Source organism: Salmonella sp. JXY0409-18 (genome assembly GCF_020268625.1).
GTDB lineage: Bacteria > Pseudomonadota > Gammaproteobacteria > Enterobacterales > Enterobacteriaceae > Salmonella > Salmonella enterica.
The window spans coordinates 3,904,493-3,929,843 of record NZ_CP084216.1; the positions used below are offsets into that span (position 1 = coordinate 3,904,493).

The window sequence follows — 25,351 nt, forward strand, 5'->3', positions numbered from 1 at the left end:
GGTTGACGTTTTTATCAACAAGAAATTGATCTTAACCAACGCCATCATGCCTGCGCTTCGTGTTAAAAAGGAAGCCTCTGTCATAGTGGCGGCGCATAAAATGTCTTTTCGGACAGGACGAGTCATGCAAGAAGAGCAATCAATTCAACGAGCAGTAACACGGTTATGTATTCAATGCGGGCTGTTTTTATTGCAGCACGGGGCGGAAAGCGCACTGGTTGATGAGCTTTCCACCCGCCTCGGTTTGGCGCTCGGTATGGATAGCGTCGAAAGCGCGATCTCCTCTAACGCCATTGTCCTGACGACCATTAAAGACGGACAATGTCTGACATCGACACGTAAAAACCAGGATCGCGGCATTAATATGCACGTCGTCACGGAGGTTCAGCATATCGTTATCCTCGCGGAACATCGTCTGCTGGATTACAAAGGCGTGGAAAAACGTTTTAGCCAGCTCCGCCCGCTGCGTTATCCGCGCTGGCTGGTGGCGTTTATGGTCGGTCTTTCCTGCTCCTGCTTTTGTAAGCTGAATAATGGCGGCTGGGATGGCGCGGTTATCACCTTTTTCGCCAGTATGATAGCCATGTATATTCGCCAGATGCTGGCGCAGCGGCATTTACATCCGCAGATCAATTTTTGCATTACCGCCTTTGTCGCTACCACGATTTCCGGGCTGATGCTCACCCTCCCCGCCTTTAGCCAGACGCCCACTATCGCCATGGCGGCGAGCGTACTGCTACTGGTGCCGGGCTTTCCGCTGATTAATTCCGTCGCAGATATGTTTAAAGGACATATTAATACCGGGCTGGCGCGCTGGGCTATCGCCAGCCTGTTGACACTGGCCACCTGTGTGGGCGTAGTGATGTCAATGACAGTATGGGGGCTACGAGGATGGGTATAATCGACTTTTTACTGGCGCTAATGCAGGACATGATCTTGTCTGCGATCCCCGCCGTCGGGTTTGCGATGGTCTTTAATGTTCCCCACCGGGCACTTCCGTGGTGCGCGCTACTGGGGGCGCTGGGTCATGGCTCGCGTATGCTGATGATGAGCGCTGGCTTTAATATCGAATGGTCGACGTTTATGGCTTCGCTGCTGGTCGGCAGTATTGGTATTCAGTGGTCACGCTGGTATCTCGCTCACCCTAAAGTGTTTACCGTCGCGGCCGTGATCCCGATGTTTCCGGGGATTTCCGCCTATACCGCGATGATTTCCGCAGTAAAAATTAGCCATCTGGGCTATAGCGAACCGATGATGATTACGCTGCTAACCAATTTTCTGAAAGCCTCTTCCATTGTTGGCGCGCTCTCAATTGGCCTCTCTGTACCGGGATTATGGCTGTACCGCAAACGCCCCCGCGTGTGATCGGTGGAACGCCTCCTGCTGTTCTTACAGGTCTGTGTGGTACTATAAAAACAGTCGCCCTTCTCGGTTGTTGTTCCATATTGAGAAACATTATGTCTTCCAGAATTTTAACGTCGGACGTCATCGGTATTGACGCCCTTTTACACGATCATCATGCTGTGCTGGCGAAGTCAACGGGCGGCGCAGTGGCGGTATTCGCTAATAATGCGCCTGCCTTTTATGCCGTGACGCCTGCACGCATGGCTGAACTGCTGGCGCTTGAAGAAAAGTTATCACGTCCGGGAAGCGATGTGGCGTTAGACGCGCAATTTTACGAAGAACCCGAAGCCGCCCCCGTTGCGATTCCCTGCGGAAAATTCGCCATGTATCCAGCCTGGCAACCGGATGCGGATTTTCAGCGTCAGGCTGCCCTTTGGGGCGTGGCGCTTCGGGAGCCGGTCACCGCAGAAGAGCTGGCGGCGTTTATCGCCTACTGGCAGGCGGAAGGTAAGGTTTTTCACCATATCCAGTGGCAGCAAAAGCTGGCGCGCAGCGTGCAAATCAGCCGTTCCAGCAATGGCGGAATGCCGCAGCGCGACATCAATAGCGTCAGCGAACCTGACAATCATATTCCACCAGGTTTTAGGGGGTAACGATGAAAAATGTTGGCGACCTGATGCAGCGTCTACAAAAAATGATGCCTGCGCATATTACACCGGCGTTTAAAACGGGCGAAGAACTGCTGGCGTGGCAGAAAGAGCAAGGCGAGATCCGGGCGGCGGCGCTGGCGCGGGAAAATCGGGCGATGAAAATGCAGCGCACCTTTAACCGTTCCGGCATTCGACCGCTGCATCAAAACTGTTCGTTTGATAACTATCGGGTTGAGTGCGACGGACAAATGAACGCGTTAAGCAAAGCCCGACAGTACGTTGATGAATTTGACGGCAATATCGCCAGCTTTGTCTTTTCTGGCAAGCCTGGAACCGGTAAAAACCATCTCGCCGCGGCTATTTGTAACGAGCTGCTGCTGCGCGGAAAGTCGGTACTGATTATCACCGTAGCGGATATTATGTCAGCGATGAAAGACACGTTCAGCAATCGGGAAACCAGCGAAGAGCAGTTGCTTAACGATCTGAGTAACGTTGATCTGCTGGTGATCGACGAGATCGGCGTGCAGACCGAATCCCGCTATGAAAAAGTGATCATCAATCAAATTGTCGATCGTCGTTCCTCGTCAAAACGTCCCACCGGCATGTTGACGAACAGCAATATGGAAGAGATGACGAAAATGCTTGGCGAACGCGTCATGGACCGTATGCGCCTCGGCAACAGTTTATGGGTTAATTTTACCTGGGACAGTTACCGCAGCCGGGTGACGGGTAAAGAGTATTAAATTGCAACGTGCGCCAGGGCGATACAACGCCTGGCTGGCATAACACAGGTGATTACCATGAATACAGCGAAACATGTTCTGTGCTGCGCGGCAGTCGCCTGCGTACTGATTTCCACCAGCGGTATCGCCGCCTCCTGGCAGGATTCGCTTTCCAGCGCCGCCAGTCAGTTAAGCGCTCAGGGCACGAACTCACAGCAGGGCGGGATGTCGCTTTCGGCGCTAACCGGTCTGCTCAGCAACGGCGCCCAGTCGCTCAGCGCCGATAATATGAATAATGCCGCCGGTATTTTGCAGTACTGCGCCAAACAGAAGCTGGCGTCCGCTACCAACGTGGAAAACGTTAAAAATCAGATTCTGAACAAGTTGGGGTTGGATACTACACAGCAGGAGCAGGACACTAACTACCTGAACGGCCTGCAAGGGTTGCTCAAGACGAAGGACGGCCAGCAGTTGAACCTCAATAATATCGGCAGTACGCCGCTGGCGGAAAAGGTGAAAACCAAAGCTTGCGATCTGGTGTTGCAGCAAGGGCTGAATTTCCTCTCCTGACTGCGCTTTTCTGACCGTGCGCCACGCCGGGACGCCCTGTTAAAAGCCGTGTTTTGGCCCTTTACCCGCCAGCACGGCATTAACCCGACTTTTCCTTTCGTCTTTTCCTGTTATTAACCGCTATGTCAGGAAGTGATGCCGATCAAAAAAACAACTTTCTAAACTCATTCTAAATAATAGCGCCGTGTAAAGTCATTAGAATTGCAGCAATGTGACATCGCTATTACATTGTTAGAAATTTTTTCCTGCCAGCGATAAGCCTGGTTTATTGAGGATCGTCAGTTGTCCGAGTTGCTCTCTGTCGCTCTGTTTCTCGCCTCTGTGCTGATATATGCCTGGAAGGCGGGCCGTAACACCTGGTGGTTTGCCGCCACTCTCACGGTGCTGGGACTTTTTGTCATTCTGAATATTACCCTGTATGCCAGCGACTATTTTACCGGCGACGGGATCAACGACGCAGTGCTTTATACGCTCACGAATAGTCTGACGGGAGCGGGAGTCGGCAAATATATTCTGCCGGGAATCGGCATTGCCCTGGCGTTAGTGGCGGTATTCGGCGCGCTGGGATGGGTACTACGCCGCCGCCGTCACCATCCGCATCATGTCGGTTACAGCCTGCTGGCGTTACTGCTGGCGTTGGGTTCTGTCGACGCCAGCCCGGCATTTCGCCAGATCACCGAACTGGTAAAATCACAAATGCGCGATGGCGATCCGGATTTTGCCGTTTATTATAAAGAACCAGCAAAAACCATTCCTAATCCGAAGCTCAATCTGGTCTATATCTACGGCGAGAGCCTGGAACGGACCTATTTTGATAATGACGCTTTCCCCAATCTCACGCCAGAGTTGGGCGCGCTGAAAAATGAAGGGCTGGATTTCAGCCATACCATGCAACTGCCGGGAACGGATTACACCATCGCCGGGATGGTGGCTTCCCAGTGCGGTATTCCGCTGTTTGCGCCGTTTGAGGGCAATGCCTCAGCGTCGGTTTCCAGCTTCTTCCCGCAGAATATCTGCCTCGGCGATATTCTGAAAAACTCCGGCTACCAGAACTATTTCGTGCAGGGCGCTAACCTGCGTTTTGCCGGGAAAGACGTATTCCTGAAATCACACGGATTTGATCATCTGTATGGCGCTGAAGAGCTAAAAACGGTGGTGGCGGACCCGTCTTATCGTAACGACTGGGGCTTCTACGACGATACGGTGCTTGATGAGGCATGGAAGAAATTTGAAGCGCTTTCCCGCTCAGGCCAGCGGTTTTCGCTGTTTACGCTGACCGTAGATACTCACCACCCGGACGGGTTTATCTCACGCACCTGCAACCGTAAACGCTACGATTACGACGGCAAGCCCAACCAGTCCTTTAGCGCCGTAAGTTGCAGCCAGGAAAACATCGCCGAGTTTATCAACAAAATCAAAGCGTCACCGTGGTTTAAAGATACCGTTATCGTCGTCTCTTCCGACCATCTGGCGATGAACAATACGGCCTGGAAATACCTGAATAAGCAAGATCGCAACAATCTGTTTTTCATTCTGCGCGGCGATAAACCGCAGCAGGAGACGCTGGCGGTCAAACGCAACACGATGGACAACGGCGCAACGGTGCTGGATATTCTCGGCGGCGATAATTTTATCGGTCTGGGACGTAGCAGCCTTTCCGGGCAGTCGCTGTCGGAAGTGTTCCTGAATGTAAAAGAGAAAGTGCTGGCGATGAAGCCGGATATCATTCGCCTGTGGAATTTCCCGAAAGAGATAAAAGATTTTACCGTCGATCGGGACAAAAACATGATCGCGTTTTCCGGGAGCCACTTCCGCCTGCCGTTACTACTGCGCGTATCGGATAAGCGCGTCGAGCCGTTACCGGAAAGTGAATACTCCGCTCCGCTACGGTTCCAGTTGGCCGACTTCGCCCCGCGCGATAATTTCGTTTGGATCGATCGCTGCTACAAAATGGCGCAGCTATGGGCGCCGGCGCTGGCGCTCTCCACCGACTGGTGCGTCTCGCAGGGGCAGCTTGGCGGGCAGCAAACCGTACAGCATGTCGATAAAGCGCAGTGGCAGGGTAAGACGGCGTTTAAAGACACGATGATCGATATGGAACGCTACAAAGGCAACGTCGATACCTTAAAGATTGTCGATAACGATATTCGTTATAAAGCCGATAGCTTTATCTTTAATGTCGCGGGCGCGCCGGAGGAGGTGAAGCAGTTTAGCGGCATTTCCCGGCCGGAGTCCTGGGGGCGCTGGTCAAATGCGCAGTTGGGCGATGAGGTTAAAATCGAATATAAAGCGCCGCTGCCGAAAAAGTTTGATCTGGTGATCACCGCCAAAGCCTTCGGCGACAACGCGAATCGGCCGATTCCGGTACGTGTAGGCAACGAAGAACAGACGCTGGTGCTGGGTCACGATGTGTCCACTATCACGCTGCATTTCAACAACCCGACGGACGCGAATACCTTAGTCATTGCGCCGCCCGCTCCCGTCTCCACCAACGAAGGTAATATTTTGGGCCATTCGCCGCGCAAATTGGGGATTGGCATGGTGGAGATCAAAGTGGTGAATGTTGAGGGTTAAAAGAGAATGTCATATATGCCGGGTGGCGGCTGCGCCTTACCCGGCCTACACATCATCTTTATCAATAAACTGGCGCACAGGCCTGATAAGCGAAGCGCTATCAGGCACTGTATATGCTACACGCCCCTTTCTGTTAATAATCGAACTGACGGTAGTAGCGACGAATATCCAGACTGTGGCCGGTATATTTCTCAAAGTGCGCCGCCAGTCGGTCAACCAGCAGTGTCGAGACGACGCAGGGCGCCATGATCCAGCGGAACTCATCATCAATGCCGTCCAGCGCATACGCTTTCGGATCAATCACCACCAGGTTATCGGTAATCTTACTGGCGAAGCGCTCAACGCGTTCATCCAGCGCGCGGCATTTCCCTTCCCCTTTCACCAGAATGAGCGGCACCTCTTTTTCCAGCAGCTCCAGAGCGCCGTGGAAAAATTCCGCAGAGCTGACGGGGCGCGTGCGCTTCCACTGCATCTCTTCCAGGATACACATGGAGAACAGATAGACCTCGCCCCACATCTCCGCGCCGCCGACCCACATCATATAATCGCTGTTATGATAACGGCTGGCGATAGCATCAGCCTGCGGATCAAATTTTTGTTTCGCTTTCAGCAGATTCGCCGGCAGAATTTCCAGTTGGCTGGCGAAGCGATCGTAACTGGCGAATTCGTTATTGCGCGACAGCACGCGGAAAAACAGCCAGTACAGCAGCATATATTCATATTCCACGCCATTTTTGTGACGCATCGGAATATGCCATGTCGCCGCCTGCGCCAGCGGAGAGTCCGCATTTTTGGTAATGGCGACTACGCGTATTCCCTGCACTTTACACCACTCGGCGATCGCCACCGATTCTTTGGTATCACCGGATTTAGACAGCGTAACAACCACAGAGTCTTTATTCAGCCGCTTATTTCCTTTATGAATTAATTCTGCCGCCTGCTCAACATAAACCGGCAACGTTGTTAATTCTTTGGCAAATTCATTAATTGCCATCATTGGCGCCAGTGAACCGCCAACAGAGGCGAAAAATAAAGAACTGAACCCGTCCTGATAAATCTCGTCAGCAACCTGTTCTGCCTTCTGGCGCGCAGCGATGATCTCACGAGCACTCGTCAGGTACTCGTCCTGATTAAAACCCAACATATTTTTCTCCTGATTGTTCAGATTTTACTTTTTAAAACGCGATCGAAATCGTCAAAAATGCGTACCGAAAGGTCGATGCCTTTCAGTGAGGCGATATGAAACGCCATGAGTTGTACCGGCACAATCAACAGCAATGGCGAGAAATGGTGATCAACCGCTACATCCAGCGCAAGCGTCTGGTCATCCTGCGCCGCCTTCGCCAGCGTGAGAGTAAAGGTTTTGGCGACCGCAGGCGTCATATACTCCCGTAGCGCCCTGGAGCGCGCGTCGGGCCGGTCCTCAAAGAAGAACATCACATGTTCCGCATTGGCTTCCAGATACGGGCCGTGCATATAGGCTTCCAGCTCAAACCCGCTTGAGGGAACACGCACCGTCTCGGTAAATTTAGTTTCCAACTCTTTTGCCACCCCAACCAGCGCGCCGTAGCCTATCGCCACAAAACGCGTCCCGTTTCGTAAAACGGACTGGTGCTGGTGAATAAACGCTTCCGTACGCACGATAACCAACGGCAGGGTTGCCGCGATGCGTTGAAGCTGCGCCACATACTCCTCGACCTGCGATTCCGTCAGTCGCTGCTGCTGACGGGCAATTAACAACGCGATAAGCAACAGATTCAGTACCGTCGCGCTAAATCCACGGGTAACAAAGCCGACGGACTCAATCCCGGTCAGAATATCCAGTGGATAATCGCTGGCCTTGCCAAAAGGGCTTTGCGGATCGGCGGTCAGAGCGAATACCGGACGTCCCTGCGCCTGAACTTTACGCATCGCCTCCAGGGTAGAAGCGCTTTTCCCGCTCTGGGAAATAGCAATAACCATATCGGCTTGCGGATCGCTATTCTCATAATGACTAAAGGTGTACGGCTCTTTAATATCGATAGAGATACCGCAGCGCTCAAAGAAATAACGGGCGCAAAAGGCGGCATTCAATGACGATCCGGTGGCTAATATCAGGATTCGTCGTAACGTTTTTTGGCTGGCGAACCGCGATACTTCTTCCAGCGACTGGCGATGGCGGAGAATAATATTCGCCAGGACGTCAGACTCTTCGTTAATATAGGTCAGCATGGTTGGTGACATTGTGTATCCCTCTTAAAATAACCCTATCCAGGAACCGAAAATTCCCACCAGCGCAATACCGCCAATGATGGTTAACGGTTTCACTTTTTTCCCTAACAGCCAGTACACAATGGCGAAGCTAATTAACGGCAGCAGACAAGGCATGATGTCGTTAATAATGTCCTGAACATGGGTTTTCGCCTCTCCCGTACCAAACGTAATGGGAATGGTGATATCAATCATGGAGGCCGTCATCGCGCCAACCACCATCAGACCGATAATCGAGGCGCCATAGGTTAGGCTTTCCATCATTCCGCTTTGCTGAATACGTTGCAGTACGCCGGTTCCCAGCACATAGCCCCAGCGGGTAAAGAACCATCGGGCCAGAATATGCGGTACGTTAAACACCAGCAGAAATAAAATCGGCCCCAGAATATTGCCTTTCAGCGCCAGACTGGTACCGATGCCAGTGGCGATAAGACGCAATGTTCCCCAGAAAAAAGAGTCGCCAATACCCGCCAGCGGCCCCATTAACGACGCTTTGACGTTATCGATAGAACTGGCGTCCATCTCTTTTTGCTGGCTATTTTTCTCCTCCATCGCCACGGTAATACCGAGGATCAACGTCACAATGTGCGGCGTGGTATTAAAGAAAGCCAGATGGCGTTTTAGCGCTTCGGCAAGATCTTCTTTTCGGCTATACAGTTTCTTTAATACCGGAATGAGCGTATAGACGAACGCCAGGTTCATTTGTCGTTCATAGTTCCAGGAAAACTCCATCTGGAATGACCGCCAGAAAACGCGGCGTAAATCACGCGCGGTGACCAGACCAGTGGTTTCCGCCTGCTGGCGGTCTTTATCAGAAATCATCTTCATCGTCATGAGACGCTCCTTGCGCAGGTGCCGGTTGCGAGGCCGCAAATTTCGGCATATTGACCATCACGACGGCGACGATCGCGCCAAGAATCGCAATACCCGTCACCGGAATTTTTAAATACGCCATTAAGACGAAACCGAGGAAAAAATAGGGGGCGACCTTTTTATTAATTAATAAGCGCGCCAGCATGGCAAAACCCAGCGCGGGAATAATACCGGTGGCAACGCTTAATCCATGTTTAATAAATTCTGGAATGGCATCCAGAAAACCTTTAACCATATTCACGCCCGCTAAATAAGAGACCGTGACGATAATCCCCAACGTCAGCGACAGCCCAATGCCGGAGATTAAATGCATACGCTCAATGCCCCGGGTATCCCCTACCTCAGCGTAAGCATCGGCTTTATGACAGAGCAACGGAATAAACATTCCGTTATAGATATTTTTCACAATTAACGCCAGTGTCGCGATAGGCAAACCTAATAACAGCGCGGTTTCCGCCCCGGCGCCGGAATTAATCGCAAAGGCCACACCTAAAATACCGCCAGTGACCACATCCGGCGGCAGCGACGCGCCCACCGAAAAGGAACCGATAAACGCCAACTCCAGCGTCGCGCCCATCACAATTCCGGTTTCCATGTCGCCCAGCACCAGTCCGGTTAACAGTCCGGTCACGATAGGTCTGGAAATCAGCGACGTCCCTAATGCATATTCAGACTGGGCGATAAACGCCACCAGTCCAAGTAAAAGCGCCTCTACCATAATATGTCCTCAGGAGGGTATCCGCTCAGGCAAAAAGTTGTTTACGATCGTTAGGCACCAGCCGAATTTCTATCTCTACTCCGCCAGCCGCCAGCTCCCGAAGTTGAGTCATTTCATCCGCTAACAGATTGATGGCTTTAGCAATATTCTGACTCCCTTCACGCACCTTCGTGCCGCCTAAATTAATACTTTTAATGTCGGGTAATTCGCGCGCCAGCCGGTACGCATCCGCCACGGATTCAACAACAATAAAAAGTTTATATTTATCGGTAACGCCGCTTTTTATCGCTTCAATTGAATCGGCAATATTTTTAATAACCAGCTTCACCGCGGGCGGCTTCGCCATTTTAATGGTGGTTTTACGCAGGTCATCATTAGGTACGCTGTCGTTGGCAATTAAAATACAGTCTGCGCCAACGTACTGCGTCCAGGAAAAGGCGACCTGTCCATGTAATAAACGATGATCCACCCGTAAAAAAACAATCATGACGCTTCCTCCCCTTAAAAATCTTTATCGCTTTGCATGGCGCTGGTGATAGTTTGATTGCAGTACTGAATATTTTCTTTTGAATCCGCTAACGCCGTCATTATGGTATGCGTGGTATTGCCATCGTTTTCCGACATAAAGAGATCGATAACCAGCGGCAGGTTAATCCCTGCCAGCAGATGAAAATTTTCCCGTGATAAATAACGGACAAATTCATTATTCACGCTGCCGGCAAAAATATCTGTCAGCGCAATAATTTCATCTTCCGGCGGGATCCGGGCAATTAGCATATCTACCTGCTGGCTTAAATCCACGCTCTCTTCAACGTAAGCGCACAGCGTCCAGACATTTGACCGTTTGCCTAAAATCAGCTCCACGGAGTTTAAAACCCCGCTGGCCAGCGTGCCGTGGCTGGCGAAAATATAATGTCTCTTCATCCTGACCTCTAAAACACATTCCACTGTGATAAAAGAGAGCAAGCGGCGTGCCAGAAAAAGTGGCGCGCCGAAAAAAGATGCGGGTTAACAGAGAGGAATCGTTAAAACTGTTGATCTTGCTCGATAAGTTCTGTTTCGAAGGTCAGAATATTATGGATATAGCCAAGCTCGGCGGTGGGGATTTTGACACTGTAGTTATTCTCAATGACACTAAACGCTTCCCGTAGCCGATTCAGTTCCTGTTCCGGACACTGTTGTCCACTATAAGCAGTAATGCCCGCATGGCGGATCAGACGCTCAATCAGGCAACTAATATGCACATAGAGCGCCACCTTTCTTTCATTCGAGACGGTAACGCCCGCCAGATGCTCATAGCGCAGCAGAAACTGCTCAACGTGGTTGATGACTTTGCTGGTGTCGAGGATGGTGACGGATTCGATCACTCGTCGGAGCGAGAAGTTTTTCAGCAGCAGGTTGTTGATCTCCGCCACCTGCTCCGGCGTGGTCAGCGAACCAAACAGCCGCATCAGATAGTGATTCCCCTCGCCGGAGATCAGCGAGTCGAGCGAAATCCACGGCACGCTGGCGATGTGCGGGTCCAACGTACCGACTATCGCCAGTACGTCGTAGCGCATAAATACCGGCTCCTGGGTTTTATTGCTCGCCAGCATCGCATAATCGCAGGCGACGACGTCAATCTCCAGCGCCTGCGGAATACTGGCGCTCAGTAATGCGCAAAGATTAGTCGCCACACCGATACCGGTCGCGCAGGTGGTCAGTATGGCGCGCGGTTTGTTGCTTTTCGGCCAGTAGAGCTGATACTCGACCGGCACATCCCGGGCGATATCGCGGGCGATCTCTTCAATAAAATGCCCCTGTAAAATACGCTCCCCGACATACAGGGCCATGCTGGTCGATACGTTGTTGATAATCGTCACCGGCGTGGAAAGCGCGCGATCAAAATGACGATGAATGGCCTTGAGCGATCCCATATCCACCAGAATCATCAGGCCAGAGGCGAGCGGGTGCCCTTCCAGATAGCGCATCACCTGCTGCGCTATCGCCTCCGGCGTGACGTCCAACGGCATATCGAACGATTCAAAAATCGTATTTTTCAGTAACCGGTTGGCGACGTTGGCGATACTGCTGGCGGTGGCATAGCCGTGCGCCAGAATCACCGCATGCGTCACCTGTTTTTGGTTGTTAGCCCCCTGTTTATGCAGCCAAAGCGCCAGCAGCAGCATATCAATGCGTCTCGGCTCCAGATCCAGCTTCTGGCCCAGCGTCTCCAGAATTTGTAAACAGAAGCTGTACAGCAGCGGATATTTCTGGGCGAGGAAGGCGTCCAGTTGGCGGATCTGCTCGCTGTTGAGACGAGAAGGCGCCAGTGCGGTACGATGGATTAAATAGTGGCTAAGCGCGTAAATACAGTTGCCGTTAAGCTGCATATTGAAACGCTTCTCCAGACGATAAAACTCTTCCCGCACCTGGCTTGTAATTAACAGCAACCGCTGGGAGTGCACATTATCGTCGCCGGTAAAAATCAGACGATCGAAGAGAGCTTCAATTTCATCGCCCATTCTTTTTTGTACCGTCTCCCACCCCTCTTTCCCGCTACGTACCAGCTCGTACAGCGCCAGCACATGACACTGCGTATCATGGATCATGCCCTGCATCTCGTCGCGGGCGCGCAGCAGCCAAGTCAGGTTCGTGTCGGGCGTGATGCTCACCGGCGTGTCGTCCGCCAGCGATTCATTTAGTGACGGCAATGCCGACAGCATGGCATCCGGCAGATCGTGCAGCGACACGGTAACGGTTTCCTGCCCAGGCTTTTTCGCCCATGCCGTCGCCACCGCATACTTCACCACATTTTTCAGTTCGCCGACGTTGCCGCGATAAACATACTGATTGAGGATCTGCAACAAACGCGGTTTGAGGATAAGCGTGGCCGAGAGTTTTTTCGCCTCCGTCCAGAAAAACAGTAAGATCAGCGCCTCTTTTTCCTGGCGGCTGCGGTGCTGGAGATCCGGCAGGTTGACCTGAATCGGGATGCGCCGCAAAAATGTCGTCAGAAAGGTACTGTGTATCTCTTCGGTCGTCGCAAATACCAAACGTACCGAAACCGGATGCCCCTGCGCGGTGTCGCCTACCCGATAAATTTCACCACGATCGAGCCAGGTAAAGAGCTTCTCCTGCCCTTCGGCGCTCAGCCGGTGGACTTCATCCAGAAATAACATGCCGCCGTCAGCCGCCTCGAACGCGCCCGGTCTGTCGCTCTGCGCGCCGGTAAACGCGCCCTTCACATAGCCAAAAAGATTCGCCGCCAGCAGTTCGGGATTGCTCGCATACTGGGCGCAATTAAAACTGATAAATGGCGCATCCGGCGACAGAAGCGCCTGGGCGATGGCATATTCGTGCATGAGCTGCGCCAGATAACTTTTCCCGGTGCCGCTTTCGCCGGTCATCAGTAGCGGCAGTCCGCCGTCGGGATAAAAAAGCGCGGTTTTCAGTTGCTCAATCGGGCGCTTCAGGCTTTCGTTATGGCCAATCAACAGGGAAAAGTGATCGTCCGGCGCGCACTCCTGTTCCCCGTGCGCTAACAGCTCCGCGACGCTGGCGTATTCATTACGCGAAAGGGTAAAAAACTGTTGGCTAAATGCCTGCTTATGCAGGAAATAGACGGGACGGGTATTGATTTTGCAGAGCACGCCCTGCGCCACCAGTTGGTTCAGATAATGGCTGGCGGTATTGCGCTGCATATTAAAACGCTGCGCCAGATAGCGCGCGGTAAACACCTCACTGACATTTTCCGGATCAAAAAAATCCGTTTGGTTCATCAGGAAAGCAAGCAGGGCATCTTTGCGCATCGTATCCTCTCACGATTATCACATCAGCAATTATGATGCCGCGAAACAAGGCTCTCCTGTCGTGCAATCTCTTGCTTTATTCATTTTTTGTGGATCACCGCACACCTTCACTCAACGTTGGATTAGCGCGCGATATCAGAAAAGAGAGGAGGAAGCGGCGCACGGCCTGGCGTATAAATCACGCTGCGCCATGCGCCTGATGCTGGTTTAAAATCGGCCTGCGCGGACTGCCAGGCCTGATAAGCGAAGCGCCATCAGGCAAAAGTGTGAGCATCTCATTCGGCCTACGGTCATCTGTAGGCCGACTGTTCACCATACGCCCTTAAAACGTTTCCCAATTATCGCTGCCATCGGCCACAGCGGCCTTTGGTGACGACACGGCTGCCGGGGTTTTTACCGCTGCCACTTCACGCGCACGCTGCTGTTGCTGTTGAATACGGAACACCGCGACGGCCTGGGTCAGACGGCTGGCTTGCTCTTCCAGCGCCGCAGCCGCGGCGGCGGATTCTTCCACCAGCGAGGCGTTCTGCTGCGTTACGCGATCCATCTCCGCTACCGCCAGGCCCACCTGGTCGATACCACGGCTTTGCTCGTCGGACGCCGAGGCAATCTCGCCCATGATATCGGTCACGCGGGTCACTGCATTGACGATCTCATCCATGGTTTCACCGGCGCTTTCGACCAGCGTCGAACCCACATCAACACGGCTCACGGAATCCTCAATCAGACTCTTGATCTCCCGTGCCGCCTGCGCGCTACGCTGGGCCAGATTACGGACTTCACCGGCCACCACCGCGAACCCGCGTCCCTGCTCGCCTGCGCGCGCCGCTTCTACCGCCGCATTCAGCGCCAGGATATTGGTCTGGAAAGCAATACCGTCGATTACGCTGATAATATCGGCGATTTTCTGCGAACTGGAGGCGATATCGCGCATTGTTTGTACGACGTTATCCACCACTTTGCCGCCTTTTTGCGCTGTTTCAGAGGCGCTCAATGCCAGGTGACTGGCCTGACGGGCGTTTTCGGCGTTCTGTTTCACGGTCGCGGTCAGTTGTTCCATACTGGCGGCGGTCTCTTCCAGAGACGCTGCCTGCTGCTCAGTACGGGAAGAGAGATCGTTGTTGCCCATCGCAATCTCGCTGGCGCCGCTGTAAATGGCGTTGGCGCCGTTGCGCACATCGCCCACGGTACGCACCAGTTCGCTCTGCATATGACGTAAGTTGTCCGCCAGTTGCCCCATTTCGTTAGAGCCTTCCACATCAATACGTTTCACCAGATCGCCGCTGGCGATATGGCGAATACTTTCAATCAGACGATTCATCGGGGCGATAAGCGACAGTTTGATGCCGAACCAGACGGCGATAATGACCACCAGAACGGCAATCAGCACACTGACCAGTACCCACATCGCCTGGTTGTAGGAACTGTTGTTATCCTCAACAGCAATATCGTACAGACGATCGTTTTGCTGCATATAGGCCATGTACTGCTTCTCAAAAGCGTCCTGATAGCTTTGAGTCGGTTGATCAAAAAACTCGTTAATCTTACCCGCGCCAAGAAGCTGAATAAGCTCCGCCAACGCGCCGTGGTAGATATCATAGGTTCGTTTGATCTCAAGGAAAGCCGCCTCACTCTGACGTGGATCGCGCGGTAACGACTCATACTGCGCCCAGTTTTTTTCGGTGAGCTTCAGCGCATTGGTCGCCCCCTGCATCAGTTCAGCGACAGTTGCGCCGCTGCCAATATTGCTCTGGTCCATCATCCAGCGGATACCCGCGCGATTCAGGGTATTACGCGTTTGCAACAGCTCCACCCAGGTTGAATTCAGGGCAGACTGCTGCTGACGAATGGTTTGCAATACGGTGAAGTTTTCTTTGTCATTCTTCAGCGAGTTGAAGAACAGCCCGCCGGATGTCAGTTGTAAAAGGCCAAATAGCGCCAATACCAGCAGTAAGCTGGTAACAATTTTAATTCGCTTTAACATGTTTTCTCTTTCCGCTAGACAGATACAGAATTTTCGGCCTGGAAAGGGAAAACTTTATGGGATGCGCGCCATTAATATCACGATTAGCTCAGTGAAGTCGTCATGACGCCCCGCGCAACAAGGATCGTCCCATTTTATATCGTGATCTCAATCACATAAAATAGCCCACGCCCTCCTCCGCGAAACCGCTTACCGGTACGTCCGACCGCTTAAACCGCCATACAACCACTCACTGATTTACCTAACTTTACGCGCGCGATGATCTGGCAAGATCCTCTCAGCATAGCAGTCAATCTACCTCCTCAAACACGAACTCAATGTCCACCCAGCTTCGGCTGATAATTAAACTTACAACCAGGTTTTACTATGGATACGAAAAAGATATTCAAGCACATACCCTGGGTGATTCTCGGAATCATCGGTGCTTTCTGCCTCTCGGTCGTTGCCCTACGTCGGGGTGAACACGTGAGCGCCCTGTGGATCGTGGTCGCTTCCGTTTCCGTCTATCTGGTGGCTTACCGCTACTACAGCCTGTACATCGCCCAGAAGGTCATGAAACTCGACCCGACGCGCGCGACGCCAGCGGTTATCAATAACGACGGCCTGAACTACGTGCCGACTAACCGCTACGTGCTGTTTGGTCACCACTTCGCCGCCATCGCCGGCGCAGGTCCGCTGGTCGGGCCGGTATTGGCCGCGCAGATGGGCTATCTGCCGGGGACACTGTGGCTGCTGGCGGGCGTGGTGCTCGCGGGCGCAGTGCAGGACTTTATGGTGCTGTTCATCTCTTCCCGCCGTAACGGCGCCTCTCTTGGCGAGATGATCAAAGAAGAGATGGGTACCGTTCCAGGCACCATCGCGCTGTTCGGCTGCTTCTTAATCATGATCATCATCCTCGCGGTGCTGGCATTAATCGTGGTGAAAGCGCTGGCCGAAAGCCCGTGGGGCGTCTTCACCGTCTGCTCAACGGTACCGATTGCGCTGTTTATGGGCATCTACATGCGCTTCCTGCGTCCGGGACGCGTAGGCGAAGTCTCCGTTATTGGTATCGTGCTGCTGGTGGCGTCTATTTACTTCGGCGGCGTGATTGCCCACGACCCGTACTGGGGCCCGGCGCTGACCTTTAAAGACACCACCATTACCTTCGCGCTGATCGGCTACGCCTTTGTTTCCGCGCTGCTGCCGGTATGGCTGATCCTCGCCCCGCGCGACTATCTCGCTACCTTCCTGAAAATCGGCGTGATCGTCGGTCTGGCGCTGGGGATTGTGATCCTCAACCCGGAACTGAAAATGCCGGCATTGACGCAGTATGTCGACGGTACCGGCCCGCTGTGGAAAGGCGCCCTGTTCCCGTTCCTGTTCATCACCATCGCCTGTGGCGCCGTCTCTGGCTTCCACGCGCTCATCTCTTCCGGCACCACGCCGAAACTGCTGGCCTGTGAGACCGATGCGCGTTTTATCGGCTACGGCGCGATGCTGATGGAGTCCTTTGTTGCGGTGATGGCGCTGGTGGCGGCCTCGATCATTGAACCGGGTCTCTACTTCGCGATGAACACCCCGCCGGCAGGTCTGGGCATTACCATGCCAAACCTGCACGAGATGGGCGGCGAGAACGCGCCGCTGATTATGGCGCAGTTGAAAGACGTTACCGCACATGCAGCGGCGACCGTCAGCTCCTGGGGCTTTGTGATTTCCCCGGAACAAATCCTGCAAACGGCGAAAGATATCGGTGAACCGTCAGTATTGAACCGCGCAGGCGGCGCGCCAACGCTGGCAGTAGGTATCGCGCATGTGTTCCACAAAGTCCTGCCGATGGCGGATATGGGCTTCTGGTATCACTTCGGTATTCTGTTCGAAGCGCTGTTTATCCTGACCGCACTGGATGCGGGTACCCGTTCCGGCCGCTTTATGTTGCAGGATTTGCTGGGTAACTTCGTCCCGTTCCTGAAAAAAACCGATTCTCTGGTCGCGGGTATCATCGGTACCGCAGGCTGCGTCGGTTTGTGGGGCTATCTGCTGTATCAGGGCGTGGTCGACCCGCTGGGCGGCGTGAAGAGCCTGTGGCCGCTGTTCGGTATCTCTAACCAGATGCTGGCCGCCGTGGCGCTAGTGTTGAGCACCGTGGTACTGATCAAAATGCAGCGCACCAAGTACATCTGGGTAACGGTGATCCCGGCGGTATGGCTGCTGATCTGCACCACCTGGGCGCTGGGCCTGAAACTGTTCAGCGCCAACCCACAGATGGAAGGTTTCTTCTACATGGCAAACCTGTATAAAGAGAAGATTGCCAACGGCACCAACCTGACCGAGCAACAGATTGCCAACATGAACCATATCGTGGTGAACAACTACACTAACGCTGGTTTGAGTATTCTGTTCCTGGTGGTGGTGTACAGTATTATCTTCTACGGTTTCACCACCTGGATGAAGGTACGCAACAGCGATAAACGTACCGACAAAGAAACCCCGTATGTGCCCGTGCCGGAAGGCGGCGTGAAGATCTCTTCACACCACTAAAACTGATGCCGGGTAGCGCACAGCGATCCCGGCTAGTGTAGGCCGGATAAGGCGCAAGCCGCCATCCGGCTTTATTCATTAACAGGACGGCAGAATGTTTGATACTTTAGGTCAGGCAAAAAAATATCTCGGCCAGGCGGCAAAAATGTTGATTGGTATTCCGGACTACGACAACTATGTCGAGCACATGAAAACCAACCATCCCGACAAGCCGTACATGACCTATGAAGAGTTCTTCCGCGAACGTCAGCAAGCACGTTACGGCGGCGATGGCAAAGGCGGTATGCGCTGTTGTTAATGGAGAGACTATGACCCCGATTGCAGTTACCCTACTTACCGGTTTTCTTGGTGCCGGCAAAACCACCCTACTACGCCATATCCTCAACGAACAACATGGTTTTAAAATCGCCGTTATCGAAAACGAATTTGGCGAAGTCTCCGTTGACGATCAACTGATTGGCGATCGCGCCACACAGATCAAAACCCTGACTAACGGCTGCATCTGCTGTACCCGCTCCAACGAGCTGGAAGATGCGCTATTAGACCTGCTCGACAGCCGCGACCGCGGCGATATTGCTTTCGACCGCCTGGTGATTGAATGCACCGGCATGGCTGACCCCGGCCCGATTATTCAGACCTTTTTCTCCCATGACGTATTATGCGAACGCTACCTGTTAGACGGCGTGATTGCGCTGGTCGACGCGGTGCACGCTAACGAGCAGATGAATCAGTTCACCATAGCCCAGTCGCAGATAGGCTACGCCGACCGTATCCTGCTGACCAAAACCGACGTGGCAGGCGACAGCGAGAAACTGCGCGAGCGGCTGGCGCGTATCAACGCCCGCGCCCCGGTTTACACCGTGGTACACGGCGATATTGACCTGAGTCAGTTGTTTAATACCAGCGGCTTTATGCTGGAAGAGAACGTGCTGGCAAGCCAACCGCGTTTCCACTTTATTGCCGATAAACAGAACGATGTGTCGTCAATTGTGGTGGAACTGGATTACCCGGTGGATATCAGCGAGGTTTCGCGGGTGATGGAAAACCTGCTGCTGGAATCAGCGGATAAACTGCTGCGTTACAAAGGGATGCTGTGGATCGACGGCGAACCCAACCGCCTGCTGTTCCAGGGCGTGCAGCGTCTCTACAGCGCCGACTGGGACAGACCGTGGGGCGACGAAACGCCGCACAGCACGCTGGTATTTATCGGGATCCAGTTGCCGGAAGACGAGATCAGAGCGGCATTTGCGGGGTTAAGGAAGTAAACGGGCGCAGAAAAGCCGGGCCGCACAGGAGATTGTATGCCCCTTATCCGAGATATTCACCAACGCTTCTGGCGTCTGCCACAACTGCCGTGGCTGGAACTACGTACCACCAGTGAAAGCCGTCAGGCCTATAAGCGCCACAGCCACCCACAACTGTCGCTGGGCGCAATCATCGCAGGAGAAACCCGCTGCATCAGTAACGGGCAAGAGTATCTGTTACGCCCCGGCGAGCTGATCCTGATCCCCCCGCAATCTCCACACAGTTGTAACCCGCTCCACGAGCGACCACGCAGCTATCATATGCTGTATCTCGATGCGGACTGGTGCCTGACGCAGCTCCCCCATTTGCCGGCGAATAGCCGCCTGCATACCACGCAGCCACAGTTGCAGGACCCGCAGCTTTTCCAGCTTTATCAGCAAATTGTGACGTCTATTACTCAGCAACAAACCGCCGGACTTCCGGCGCTTATTATCCACCTGTTGCGCGCCCTGCCGCTACAAAGCGCCGACGCCGAACCGCCATGCGCCATCAGCCGCCAGTTGGTTGCCCGCTTAGTCAGCAACCTTCAGGAACCGCCGACGCTGGACACACTGGCGCAGGAGTTTGCGCTCCGTAAGGAGACTCTGATTCGCACTTTTAAGCAGGATACAGGCCTGACTCCTGTCAGCTTTACCAATATGGCCCGCATTGAATATGCCCGGCACCGATTGCGCGCCGGGGACGATATTGCCGATGTTGCCTATCAGACCGGTTTCGCCGATCAAAGTCATTTCCACAAAACCTTCGTCAGCTACACGGCGGCAACGCCGCGTCAGTACGCGCAGAACAGATCAATATCCGACAATAAATAGCGCATCCGCAGGTATAGGCTGACCTCAGTATCATCACTGAGGTTACTATGGAACAGGTTACAACGTTATTTCCTCCGGCGTTTCCCGCACTGGCGCTGGCGCATTTTATGGCGCTGCTCAGCCCGGGTCCGGACTTCTTTTTGCTGGTCGGTTACGCCGTACGCTATCGGCTGCGCGGTAGCGTCGGGCTGTGCCTCGGCATTGCGGCGGGAAATGGGCTCTATATTCTGCTGGTGGTGATTGGGTCAGGGCTACTACGTCAGACGCCGCTGCTCTTTACCATCATCGAACTATTAGGTGCCGCCTACCTGCTATGGGTGGGCCGTCAACTGTTGAAAAGCCGCGCCGGGCCGCTGGAGTGGCGGTACGCCGCATCGGCATGTCCGTCACTGGCAAAACAACTATTACTGGGGCTAGGTTCATCGCTGTTGAATCCGAAAAATGCTCTGTTTTATCTGGCGCTAATGACCGCCCTGCTGGGCCCAAACGTGACCGTTACACAGCAGGCCATATGTGGAATCTGGATGACCAGCGTAGTGTTACTCTGGGATCTGCTGCTGATAACGCTTATCGCCCTGCCGCAAATTCAAGGTCGTCTGGGTAATCTTGTCTGGAAAATTGAACGCGCCGCCGGCGGCATTCTGATCGCCTTTGGCTGCTGGATTGTGTGGCAGTTCATTACAAGTTAAATCAATGAGGGGCAGCTTTATACGGTGGTCAACGTTGCCCGGGCAGATGAATAGGGTCTGCATCATTCGAACCCTTTCCTTCTTATAATGCCGACGCCGCCATAAATTAACCTGCCCCCAGAAACCAATAAAGCGACTAAATAGCCGCTTTATTCTCATCACCAAATATAATATCACCTCTCATCCAGCGGCTTATTTTCATTGATTTTCAGCTGGACTTTCCTTCTGTAAGATGCGCAAACTGCTGTAACAGCGTCGGATGGCGCTAACGCTTATCCGACCTACGGCCCGCTGCCCGGTAACCACCTGCTGTCGGGCTTATAACATATCTCACCTCCAAAAGCCCGATTTCCGCTTTTATCTCTTTTCACATAACGTATGATAGTGCGCAGAAAATTCAGGAGGGATCCATGAGCGATATCCAGCTTTTCCGCCTCGGTGGCGGGAAAGTACAAGAACTGCCGGGCAAAGCCGCAGCCATTGAAAAAGATCTGCAAATGCTGATCGAATCCCATATGGAAACATTCCTTGGCGTCCGCTTTCTCGAGACCGAATACCGCACGGGTAAAACCCATCGTGGGCGAATTGATTCCCTCGGCCTCGACGAAAATAACTGCCCGGTGATTATTGAATATAAACGCCACAGCAATGAAAACGTCATTAACCAGGGGCTGTTTTATCTCGACTGGCTGCTCGATCATAAAGCGGAATTTCAGTTGCTGGTGATGGAGAAAATAAGTAAAACCGCGGCCAAAGCCATTGACTGGTCCGGCACACGGTTAATCTGTATTGCCGCCGATTTTAATAAATACGACGAACATGCCGTTCAGCAAATCAACCGCAATATCAACCTGATTCGCTACAAGCTTTTTGCCGACGACCTGTTAATGCTGGAACTGGTTAACGCCGTGGTCGAAAATAGCCCTCAGTACATCATCGCGAACGGTTCCGTCAGCAGCGGCAAACGCCATACCCGCACGCAGCGCGAACAGCTCTCTTCGGCCTCTCCCGCGCTGCTTTCATTATATGAACAGCTAAAAAGTTATGTGCTGTCACTCAGTGATGAGGTTCAGTTTAAAGAGCTTAAGCTCTATGACGCCTTCCGCCTCATTCGCAACTTTCTGTGCGTAGCCGTTTATCCCGTGACCGACCCACACCTACGCCTGTGGCTGAAAATCAATCCACAGCATATCCAGCTTGAAGAAGGATTTAGCCGGGACGTCACAAACATTGGCCACTGGGGAACCGGCGACGTCGAATTGATTGTGCGTAACGAACATGATCTGGATAAAGCCAAACTGCTGATCGAGAAAGCCTGGCAAGAAAATTAGCGTTCCAGGATACCCGCCTACTGGAGAGGTTAAGATAAGATTATCCAGCCTTTCCAGTTTTACTGGCTCTTATCTGTTATTCCACATCCTTCCTTTCCAACCCAATATCCTTTAACTGCTCGTCACTCATTCGTCGCAGCGCCTGACAGGCCCGCTTACGCAGCCACCACCTTTTTAGCGCCCGTCTGAGCTGCACAAAGCCAATAAATGGTTGTCTGGGGCGGTTCTCGTAAAATTCCATACCGGCCTCCGCATAGAACAGAAAATGCGGGCATCATGAATGTCTGTACAAACAATACCGGGATAAAAAGCACGGTTAGTGCAACGTGGATAAATAAGGAGGGCAATTGAGGGGGTTTTGTTCGCTTATTTCGTTCTGATTTAAGATCCGCGTCCTTCGCTGCAAAAAGCCAGGCCCCTCCCATTTTCAGAGGGGCAACAGGGATTAGCGGCGCACCACTACCAGCTTCTGGTTCACAAACTCCTTAATCCCCAGATCCGATAGCTCGCGTCCGAAGCCCGAACGCTTAACGCCGCCGAACGGCAGCTCCGCTGCGGTGTCGGTCAGCCAGTTGATATAAACCATCCCGGTTTCAATCCGGGAGGCCATGCGTTTAGCGCGTTCGATATCCTGACTAAACACCGCGCCGCCCAGCCCGTAGTGGGAATCGTTGGCGAGTTTTACCGCCTCGTCATCGTCTTTCACCACATACATCTGCGCCACCGGGCCGAAGAACTCTTCAAAGTACGCCGGGTTGTCACGCGTAATATTGGTCAGAATCGTCGGCTCAAAGAAGTTGCCTTTGCTTTCCAGCGGCTTGCCGCCAACGTGCAGCGTCGCGCCATTTTTCACCGCTTCCTCGACCTGTCTGGTCAATGTTTCCAGCGCATCTTTCGACGACAGCGGCCCCAGTTCGGTAGAAGCGTCCATCTGATCCCCCACCTTCACCTTCCTGAACGCCTCGGTGAACTGGCTGAGGAATTGATCGGCGATTTTCTCATGTAGGATAAAGCGCTTCGCCGCCGTACATACCTGCCCTGCATTAGTGAGTCGTGCCTGCACGCCAATTTTCACCGCTTTCTCAAGATCGGCATCGTCCAGCACGACGAACACATCGTTCCCGCCCAGTTCCAGCGTCGATTTTTTAATGTGCTTCGCCGCCTGTGCCGCCACGGCGCTCCCCGCTTTTTCAGATCCGGTCAGCGCCGCGCCCTGCACGCGCGGGTCGGCGATGATGTTCGCCACCTGATCGGAGGAAATAAACAGGTTGGTCCATGCGCCGTCCGGCGCGCCGGCTTCACGCACCAGATGGGCAAATGTCTCGGCGCAGTGTGGTACGATGCTGGCATGTTTCGCCAGCACCGGGTTACCTGCGGCCAGGTTCGGCGCCAGCACACGCATCAACTGATAGTACGGGAAGTTCCACGGCTCAACGGCCATGATGACGCCAATCGGATGATGTTCTACCCACGCGTCGCCAAACTCGGTTTTATAAGGCACCGGGGCAAGAAACTGCTTCGCGTTATCCGCATAATAGCGAGCGATCTGCGCACACAGTTTGACTTCGCCACGGCTCTGCTCGATGAGCTTACCCATCTCCTGGCTGGCGATTTTTGCCAGTTCTTCAACACGGCTGTCGATCAAGTCAGCCAGTTTATGCAGTACCGGCAGACGTTGGTCAATCTCTCCTTTGGACCAGTCGGAGTGATAGAGCGCGTCAGCTTTTTGCAGCGCGGCTTCAATATCCGTGTCCGTGTGCGGGGGGTACTCTTTAATGAGCTGATTATTGGCAGGATTCACTGTCTGGTAAGCCATATCACATGTCTCCTTGTTATCGTCATTAAGGCAGCCGTAAATGCCGCTCAGAACAATAAGGGTAGTAGAGATGGCTGGCGCTATCGGTAAAGTTCGGTATATTCGTGCGGTTATCAGCGATAATTACAGAGAGCGTTGCCCGGCGATCACCGGGCCTGCAACATTCAGACTGGAACCGCGTTAGTGGCTAACATCCTGAAGCTCTTCAGCCGTAAGGCCGGTGAACCGCTGGACAGTCTCGCGGTCAAGTCCGTCCGCCAGCATCTGTCTGGCGATACGCAATGCGGCAACGCGCTGACCTTTTTCCAGCCCTTTTTCTAATCCTTCCTCCAGACCGACCTGTCTTCCTTGCCGTTCCCCTTTTCTGCGATCCGCTGCGCGGATCCTCTCTATCAACGTCATCAGTCTCTCCTTAGTGTGCGGGACATGCCCTACCACATCACGAATAAACGTGGTGAAACGAGGCGTGTGTCCGTGCTGAATCATAAGATAATTAAACAGCGCTTTAAGCTGCCTGTCATTAGCGCAACCAGTAACTAACAGCGAAGCAATCCGTTCAACCAGTCCCAGCAGGTCGCGCTGGCGGATATGTTTTTGGATGAGCTCCAGCAGCGCAATGCGGCGGTGCTGCATAATGTCATCATCCGATACCACCGTAATATCGACCAGCGGAAAGGCAGCGGCATAGAGTCTTCTTGCCACTTCCGGGTTCGCAAACTCATCCAGCCAGCACAGCGAAAAAGGATACGGGCTATCAACACCGTGATAAAACAGCATCGGCACCACCAGCGGAAGATGCTTATGCCCCGCATCCAGATGCTGTTGCATTGCCGCCATCGCATACCGCATCAGCCGAAACGCCATATGCGCATCCGGCGTGCTCTGATGTTCAATCACGACATAGATATAACCGTCGCCCTCGCGCGTTTTCAGCGACCAAAGCACATCGGAATAATAGGCTCGCAGATTTTTTTCAATAAAACTGCCGGGTTCCAGCTTTAGCGTCCGCAGGTCGCAAAGCTGGCGTAACGACACCGGCAGATGAATCTCCATAAAATCGCGGGCGGTTTCCGGGTGGCGCAAAAAGGTTTTAAACACCGCATCATGCGGTGTTGAGGTCGTCGATTTTTTCATGGCGCTCCATCACCCCAAACCAGGATGCTGCGACTCTACCTCCTGAAAATTCCTTTCTCATCCGTACCTTTTCAGCATTGCGAGGCGCGACGGAAGATAAATCCTGTTATCTGTAATGCACATGCATTTTCGGAACTGAACACGCAAAATACCAGCCTGCGCGCCCTGCCTTTATCTTTATTAACCAGACAAACTCTTTTGATTAACATCAAAATTTAATTACACTTAATGTGTATATTTTCCGTGCAACGTAAATTTCCCGAGGTGTGAT

The 25,351-nt window shown here is 53.1% G+C and carries 25 protein-coding genes and 1 pseudogene; 15 read left to right on the plus strand and 11 right to left on the minus strand.

From position 1 onward, the window contains the following. Positions 1-124: 124 nt before the first annotated feature. The 6 genes from LDB27_RS19000 (at position 125) to opgB (ending at position 5,860) form a co-directional block, all read left to right on the plus strand. Positions 125-901, plus strand: a complete 777-nt coding sequence (locus LDB27_RS19000) for a threonine/serine ThrE exporter family protein (protein ID WP_001674846.1) — start codon at positions 125-127, stop codon at positions 899-901. Then, entirely contained in the window at positions 892-1,365 is a 474-nt protein-coding gene (locus tag LDB27_RS19005; protein ID WP_000511329.1) for a threonine/serine exporter, read from the plus strand. The genes LDB27_RS19000 and LDB27_RS19005 overlap by 10 nt, the downstream gene beginning before the upstream one ends. Before the next feature lie 92 nt (positions 1,366-1,457). Continuing rightward, positions 1,458-1,997 carry a primosomal protein DnaT gene (gene dnaT / locus LDB27_RS19010; protein ID WP_000098573.1) on the plus strand — a complete coding sequence of 180 codons (540 nt, stop codon included), beginning with the start codon at positions 1,458-1,460 and terminating at the stop codon, positions 1,995-1,997. A gap of 2 nt (positions 1,998-1,999) precedes the next feature. Further along, the gene (dnaC, locus tag LDB27_RS19015; RefSeq protein ID WP_000799924.1) at positions 2,000-2,737 is read left to right on the plus strand and encodes a DNA replication protein DnaC; all 738 of its coding nucleotides are present in this window, start codon (positions 2,000-2,002) and stop codon (positions 2,735-2,737) included. A 57-nt stretch (positions 2,738-2,794) separates the two neighbouring features. Then, positions 2,795-3,286 (plus strand): DUF2501 domain-containing protein, encoded by a 492-nt coding sequence (locus LDB27_RS19020; RefSeq protein WP_001090318.1) that lies wholly within the window; start codon positions 2,795-2,797, stop codon positions 3,284-3,286. Between the two features lie 282 nt (positions 3,287-3,568). Beyond that, positions 3,569-5,860, plus strand: a complete 2,292-nt coding sequence (gene opgB, locus LDB27_RS19025) for a phosphatidylglycerol--membrane-oligosaccharide glycerophosphotransferase (RefSeq protein ID WP_001292725.1) — start codon at positions 3,569-3,571, stop codon at positions 5,858-5,860. Positions 5,861-5,993: 133 nt separating this feature from the next. On the opposite strand, the gene LDB27_RS19030 is transcribed toward opgB, so the two are convergent. From LDB27_RS19030 to LDB27_RS19060, 7 genes are all read right to left on the minus strand, one after another. Continuing rightward, positions 5,994-7,004 carry an SIS domain-containing protein gene (locus tag LDB27_RS19030; RefSeq protein ID WP_000900317.1) on the minus strand — a complete coding sequence of 337 codons (1,011 nt, stop codon included), beginning with the start codon at positions 7,002-7,004 and terminating at the stop codon, positions 5,994-5,996. A 17-nt stretch (positions 7,005-7,021) separates the two neighbouring features. Further along, entirely contained in the window at positions 7,022-8,083 is a 1,062-nt protein-coding gene (locus LDB27_RS19035) for an SIS domain-containing protein (protein ID WP_000075417.1), read from the minus strand. A gap of 12 nt (positions 8,084-8,095) precedes the next feature. Continuing rightward, a complete protein-coding gene (locus LDB27_RS19040; RefSeq protein ID WP_000178065.1) occupies positions 8,096-8,944 on the minus strand; it encodes a PTS system mannose/fructose/sorbose family transporter subunit IID in 849 nt (282 codons plus the stop codon). Beyond that, positions 8,922-9,701: a PTS mannose/fructose/sorbose/N-acetylgalactosamine transporter subunit IIC gene (locus LDB27_RS19045; protein ID WP_000228866.1), complete on the minus strand. Its 780-nt coding sequence runs from the start codon at positions 9,699-9,701 to the stop codon at positions 8,922-8,924. Before LDB27_RS19045 ends, LDB27_RS19040 begins: the two co-directional genes overlap by 23 nt. Before the next feature lie 25 nt (positions 9,702-9,726). Continuing rightward, positions 9,727-10,188 carry a PTS sugar transporter subunit IIB gene (locus LDB27_RS19050; RefSeq protein WP_000634729.1) on the minus strand — a complete coding sequence of 154 codons (462 nt, stop codon included), beginning with the start codon at positions 10,186-10,188 and terminating at the stop codon, positions 9,727-9,729. A gap of 14 nt (positions 10,189-10,202) precedes the next feature. Next, complete coding sequence (locus LDB27_RS19055; RefSeq protein WP_000820690.1) at positions 10,203-10,625, minus strand: PTS sugar transporter subunit IIA; 423 nt, start codon at positions 10,623-10,625, stop codon at positions 10,203-10,205. 101 nt (positions 10,626-10,726) lie between these two features. After that, positions 10,727-13,492: a sigma 54-interacting transcriptional regulator gene (locus LDB27_RS19060; RefSeq protein ID WP_001224219.1), complete on the minus strand. Its 2,766-nt coding sequence runs from the start codon at positions 13,490-13,492 to the stop codon at positions 10,727-10,729. 136 nt (positions 13,493-13,628) lie between these two features. Here LDB27_RS19060 and LDB27_RS19065 point away from each other — a divergent pair. After that, positions 13,629-13,703, plus strand: a pseudogene (locus tag LDB27_RS19065) (GNAT family N-acetyltransferase); the annotation flags it as partial. Between the two features lie 111 nt (positions 13,704-13,814). On the opposite strand, the gene tsr reads toward LDB27_RS19065, so the two are convergent. Continuing rightward, a complete protein-coding gene (gene tsr / locus LDB27_RS19070) occupies positions 13,815-15,476 on the minus strand; it encodes a methyl-accepting chemotaxis protein (protein ID WP_000919521.1) in 1,662 nt (553 codons plus the stop codon). Between the two features lie 366 nt (positions 15,477-15,842). Here tsr and btsT point away from each other — a divergent pair, with 366 nt between their 5' ends. From btsT to LDB27_RS19100, 6 genes are all read left to right on the plus strand, one after another. Continuing rightward, on the plus strand, positions 15,843-17,993 hold the full coding sequence (gene btsT / locus LDB27_RS19075; RefSeq protein WP_000379929.1) for a pyruvate/proton symporter BtsT: 2,151 nt from the start codon (positions 15,843-15,845) through the stop codon (positions 17,991-17,993). A gap of 94 nt (positions 17,994-18,087) precedes the next feature. Further along, the gene (locus LDB27_RS19080; protein ID WP_000460616.1) at positions 18,088-18,291 is read left to right on the plus strand and encodes a YbdD/YjiX family protein; all 204 of its coding nucleotides are present in this window, start codon (positions 18,088-18,090) and stop codon (positions 18,289-18,291) included. Positions 18,292-18,301: 10 nt separating this feature from the next. Then, a complete protein-coding gene (gene yjiA, locus LDB27_RS19085) occupies positions 18,302-19,258 on the plus strand; it encodes a GTPase (RefSeq protein WP_000187838.1) in 957 nt (318 codons plus the stop codon). Positions 19,259-19,294: 36 nt separating this feature from the next. Further along, positions 19,295-20,110, plus strand: coding sequence for an AraC family transcriptional regulator (locus tag LDB27_RS19090; protein ID WP_001128427.1), 816 nt, complete (start codon positions 19,295-19,297; stop codon positions 20,108-20,110). A 47-nt stretch (positions 20,111-20,157) separates the two neighbouring features. After that, positions 20,158-20,799: a LysE family translocator gene (locus LDB27_RS19095; protein WP_000438685.1), complete on the plus strand. Its 642-nt coding sequence runs from the start codon at positions 20,158-20,160 to the stop codon at positions 20,797-20,799. Between the two features lie 410 nt (positions 20,800-21,209). Continuing rightward, complete coding sequence (locus tag LDB27_RS19100; RefSeq protein ID WP_001280247.1) at positions 21,210-22,130, plus strand: DUF5655 domain-containing protein; 921 nt, start codon at positions 21,210-21,212, stop codon at positions 22,128-22,130. A gap of 76 nt (positions 22,131-22,206) precedes the next feature. On the opposite strand, the gene yjiS is transcribed toward LDB27_RS19100, so the two are convergent. After that, positions 22,207-22,371 (minus strand): DUF1127 domain-containing protein YjiS, encoded by a 165-nt coding sequence (yjiS, locus tag LDB27_RS19105; RefSeq protein WP_000397915.1) that lies wholly within the window; start codon positions 22,369-22,371, stop codon positions 22,207-22,209. Between yjiS and LDB27_RS19110 the strand changes: the two genes are divergently transcribed. After that, complete coding sequence (locus LDB27_RS19110) at positions 22,338-22,481, plus strand: hypothetical protein (protein ID WP_001595639.1); 144 nt, start codon at positions 22,338-22,340, stop codon at positions 22,479-22,481. The two genes, yjiS and LDB27_RS19110, sit on opposite strands and share 34 nt — an antisense overlap. A gap of 94 nt (positions 22,482-22,575) precedes the next feature. Here LDB27_RS19110 and LDB27_RS19115 read toward each other — a convergent pair whose 3' ends face one another. Beyond that, positions 22,576-23,946 carry an NAD-dependent succinate-semialdehyde dehydrogenase gene (locus LDB27_RS19115; RefSeq protein WP_225519888.1) on the minus strand — a complete coding sequence of 457 codons (1,371 nt, stop codon included), beginning with the start codon at positions 23,944-23,946 and terminating at the stop codon, positions 22,576-22,578. A 40-nt stretch (positions 23,947-23,986) separates the two neighbouring features. Between LDB27_RS19115 and LDB27_RS19120 the strand changes: the two genes are divergently transcribed. Beyond that, on the plus strand, positions 23,987-24,130 hold the full coding sequence (locus LDB27_RS19120) for a hypothetical protein (RefSeq protein WP_153247006.1): 144 nt from the start codon (positions 23,987-23,989) through the stop codon (positions 24,128-24,130). Here the strand turns inward: LDB27_RS19120 and LDB27_RS19125 are convergent. Next, complete coding sequence (locus LDB27_RS19125) at positions 24,127-25,080, minus strand: Rpn family recombination-promoting nuclease/putative transposase (RefSeq protein WP_000749996.1); 954 nt, start codon at positions 25,078-25,080, stop codon at positions 24,127-24,129. The two genes, LDB27_RS19120 and LDB27_RS19125, sit on opposite strands and share 4 nt — an antisense overlap. Between the last annotated feature and the right edge of the window lie 271 nt (positions 25,081-25,351).

Coding starts and splice junctions, on each gene's coding strand:
- LDB27_RS19045 (WP_000228866.1), bottom strand. CDS start 9,701: ATGGTAGAGGCGCTTTTACTTGGACTGGTGGCGTTTATCGCCCAGTCT.
- LDB27_RS19110 (WP_001595639.1), top strand. CDS start 22,338: ATGGTTGTCTGGGGCGGTTCTCGTAAAATTCCATACCGGCCTCCGCAT.
- dnaT (WP_000098573.1), top strand. CDS start 1,458: ATGTCTTCCAGAATTTTAACGTCGGACGTCATCGGTATTGACGCCCTT.
- LDB27_RS19020 (WP_001090318.1), top strand. CDS start 2,795: ATGAATACAGCGAAACATGTTCTGTGCTGCGCGGCAGTCGCCTGCGTA.
- LDB27_RS19055 (WP_000820690.1), bottom strand. CDS start 10,625: ATGAAGAGACATTATATTTTCGCCAGCCACGGCACGCTGGCCAGCGGG.
- LDB27_RS19060 (WP_001224219.1), bottom strand. CDS start 13,492: ATGCGCAAAGATGCCCTGCTTGCTTTCCTGATGAACCAAACGGATTTT.
- LDB27_RS19080 (WP_000460616.1), top strand. CDS start 18,088: ATGTTTGATACTTTAGGTCAGGCAAAAAAATATCTCGGCCAGGCGGCA.
- LDB27_RS19040 (WP_000178065.1), bottom strand. CDS start 8,944: ATGACGATGAAGATGATTTCTGATAAAGACCGCCAGCAGGCGGAAACC.
- LDB27_RS19005 (WP_000511329.1), top strand. CDS start 892: ATGGGTATAATCGACTTTTTACTGGCGCTAATGCAGGACATGATCTTG.
- LDB27_RS19090 (WP_001128427.1), top strand. CDS start 19,295: ATGCCCCTTATCCGAGATATTCACCAACGCTTCTGGCGTCTGCCACAA.
- btsT (WP_000379929.1), top strand. CDS start 15,843: ATGGATACGAAAAAGATATTCAAGCACATACCCTGGGTGATTCTCGGA.
- LDB27_RS19000 (WP_001674846.1), top strand. CDS start 125: ATGCAAGAAGAGCAATCAATTCAACGAGCAGTAACACGGTTATGTATT.
- LDB27_RS19120 (WP_153247006.1), top strand. CDS start 23,987: ATGCCGCTCAGAACAATAAGGGTAGTAGAGATGGCTGGCGCTATCGGT.
- dnaC (WP_000799924.1), top strand. CDS start 2,000: ATGAAAAATGTTGGCGACCTGATGCAGCGTCTACAAAAAATGATGCCT.
- LDB27_RS19100 (WP_001280247.1), top strand. CDS start 21,210: ATGAGCGATATCCAGCTTTTCCGCCTCGGTGGCGGGAAAGTACAAGAA.
- LDB27_RS19050 (WP_000634729.1), bottom strand. CDS start 10,188: ATGATTGTTTTTTTACGGGTGGATCATCGTTTATTACATGGACAGGTC.
- LDB27_RS19115 (WP_225519888.1), bottom strand. CDS start 23,946: ATGGCTTACCAGACAGTGAATCCTGCCAATAATCAGCTCATTAAAGAG.
- yjiA (WP_000187838.1), top strand. CDS start 18,302: ATGACCCCGATTGCAGTTACCCTACTTACCGGTTTTCTTGGTGCCGGC.
- yjiS (WP_000397915.1), bottom strand. CDS start 22,371: ATGGAATTTTACGAGAACCGCCCCAGACAACCATTTATTGGCTTTGTG.
- LDB27_RS19095 (WP_000438685.1), top strand. CDS start 20,158: ATGGAACAGGTTACAACGTTATTTCCTCCGGCGTTTCCCGCACTGGCG.
- LDB27_RS19035 (WP_000075417.1), bottom strand. CDS start 8,083: ATGTCACCAACCATGCTGACCTATATTAACGAAGAGTCTGACGTCCTG.
- LDB27_RS19125 (WP_000749996.1), bottom strand. CDS start 25,080: ATGAAAAAATCGACGACCTCAACACCGCATGATGCGGTGTTTAAAACC.
- LDB27_RS19030 (WP_000900317.1), bottom strand. CDS start 7,004: ATGTTGGGTTTTAATCAGGACGAGTACCTGACGAGTGCTCGTGAGATC.
- tsr (WP_000919521.1), bottom strand. CDS start 15,476: ATGTTAAAGCGAATTAAAATTGTTACCAGCTTACTGCTGGTATTGGCG.